The 2,521-nt window shown below is 69.6% G+C and carries 2 protein-coding genes; both read left to right on the top strand.

Annotation, left to right across the window (positions count from 1 at the left end; genetic code table 11):
• Window positions 1-299: 299 nt before the first annotated feature.
• Window positions 300-1,505 carry a cytochrome P450 gene (locus VN520_RS12640; protein WP_325746984.1) on the top strand — a complete coding sequence of 402 codons (1,206 nt, stop codon included), beginning with the start codon at window positions 300-302 and terminating at the stop codon, window positions 1,503-1,505.
• A 174-nt stretch (window positions 1,506-1,679) separates the two neighbouring features.
• Window positions 1,680-2,521 (top strand): methyltransferase (locus tag VN520_RS12645; RefSeq protein ID WP_325746985.1); only part of this gene is annotated, 842 nt, incomplete at its 3' end.

The raw sequence follows: 2,521 nt of genomic DNA on the forward strand, positions 1-2,521 counted from the left end.
CCCCTGACCCCCCACGATCGACGTTGCCGTGCGCGGCCACCCCGTCGCGCACGGCACGGTTCCGCTCCAGAACGCCACACCCTCTCTTCCCGCGGCCCATGCGGCTGCACTTCTGACGACCGCCCCGGCGCGAAGCCCGGCCCCGCCGATGCCGCTTCCCGCCCCGCCCGGCGTCTCCCACCGCTCGGAGCGTCACCGCCGTTCGCGCTGACCCGACTCCGATGCCGTCGGAATCATCGAAATCCAGTCGTGCCGGGTGGAAAGCCGCCCTGGCGCGACAGTCGAAGGGATGATCGAAGTTGACGAACACCGAGCACGACGACCTGCTGACCGCGCTGCCGACGGAGCGCGACGTCCGTTGCCCGTTCGACTCGCCCGCCGCGCAGCGGACGGGCCGCCCGCTGCGCCGGATGGTGTACCCGGACGGGCACGTCGGCTGGCTGGCGACCGGGTACGCGGTGGTGCGCGCCGTGCTTTCCGACCCGAGGTTCAGCTCCCGGCACGAGCTGATCCACAACCCCATCTCCGGCATGGCCGGCCCCGGCGGCAACGACGCGGCGCCGACCGGCGACATGACCGGCATCGACCCGCCGGAGCACACCCGGTTCCGGCAACTGCTCGTCGGCAAGTTCACCGCGCGCCGGATGCGGCTGCTGACCAAGCGGGTCGAGCAGATCACCCGAGACCAGCTGGACGTGCTGGCCGCGCACAGCGGTCCCGTCGACCTGTGGACGCTGTTCGCGCAGCCGGTCCCGGCGCTGGTGCTCTGCGAGCTGCTCGGCGTGCCGTTCGAGGACTACGACACCTTCCAGCGGCACACCCAGATGGCGCTCACCCAGGACGGCAGGCCCGAGGAGGTGGGCATGGCGTTCCAGGCGCTCTACCGGTACATGCGCGAGCTGGTGCTGGCCAAGCGCACCAAGTCCACCGATGACCTGCTGTCCGATCTGACCGAGACCGACCTCACCGACGGCGAACTCGCCGGGCTCAGCGTGCTGCTGCTGGTCGCCGGGCTGGACACGACGGCGAGCATGCTCGGGCTCGGCACGTTCGCCCTGCTGCGCAACCCGGAGCAGCTGGCCGCCCTGAGCGCCGACCCGAGCCGGTGGGACGCCGCGGTGGAGGAGTTGCTGCGCTACCTGTCCGTCGCGCCCAGGGCGGTGCGCTCGGCGCTGGAGGACGTCGAGCTGGACGGCCGGCTGATCAAGGCGGGCGAGTCGGTGACGGTGTCGATCGAGGCCGCCAACCGCGACGACGAGCGGTTCGCCGATCCGGACGCGCTCGACGTGCTCCGGCAGGCGGGCGGGCATCTGGCGTTCGGGCACGGCATCCACCAGTGCCTCGGCCAGCAACTGGCCAGGGTCGAGCTGGGGGTCGCGTTCCCGGCGCTGTTCGCCCGGTTCCCGAACCTGCGACTCGCTGTCCCGGCCGATGAGGTTCCTCTGCGCGCCAATATGAGCGTGTTCGGCGTGCGCGAGCTCCCGGTGGTCTGGGACGAGGGCTGAACCGGGCCCTGGGGTGTCGACCGGGCGCGGTCTGGGGTGTGAATACGGGGCGGGTCTGGGATATAAATCGTGGACGCGTCTGAAACGCGGAATCAACGAAATCGACACGGCGGCTGCATTGCGACTGCGACCGTGTTCGCCTTCGAACAATGAAAGGTCGCCATGACTCAGGGCATGTCAACTGGTGAAATCGAAGCCTACCGCAACGAGATGAACCACATGCATGTCACGCGGTTGGCCGCAGGCGGCTGGTTCTCCCGCGCGCTCGCCGTCGCGGCCAGGCTCGGCATCGCGGACCTGACAGCAGACCAGGCGCTGTCCGACGAGGAGATCGCCGACAAGACCGACTCGGACCTCAAGGTGCTGCGCAGGCTCATGCAGATGCTCACCTTCTGGGGGGTGTTCGAAAGGGACGAGGAGGGCCGCTACCTCCTCACGGAGAAGTTCGCCCCACTGCGCGCGGACCACCCCTGGTCGATGCGCAACTACAGCATCCTGATGGCCGAGACCTACGACGATGCCTTCGGCGCCATGTTCGAGACGGTGCAGACGGGCAAGTCGGGCTTCCGCGCCGCCTTCGGCATGTCGCTGTACGAGTACCTCGAGCTCGAGGAGAACGCCGACACGGCAGGCATCTTCGACCGTGCGATGGCAGAGCTGTCCCGCCCGGCCGCGGCCGTCCTCGCCCGCCACCGCGACTTCTCCGACGTCAAGACCGTCGTGGACGTCGGCGGCGGCGGCGCGGGCATGGTCTCGGGCCTGGTCGCCGCACACCCCCACCTCAACGGCATCTGCGCCGACCGCGCCAGTGTGTGCGAACGCGGCGCACGGGAACTGGCGGAGTCCAGGGGCCCCGAGGTCAGCTCCCGTGTGAGCTTCCAGCCCAGCGACATCTTCGAATCCGTCCCCGACGGCGGCGACCTCTACCTCCTCAAGAACGTCCTCCACGACTGGACCTTCGACAGCTGCCTGCGCATCCTCACCTCGGTCCGCGAGGCGATGTCCCGCACTGCCGA

It is taken from the genome of Streptomyces sp. (assembly GCF_035563135.1).
Lineage (GTDB): Bacteria > Actinomycetota > Actinomycetes > Streptomycetales > Streptomycetaceae > Streptomyces.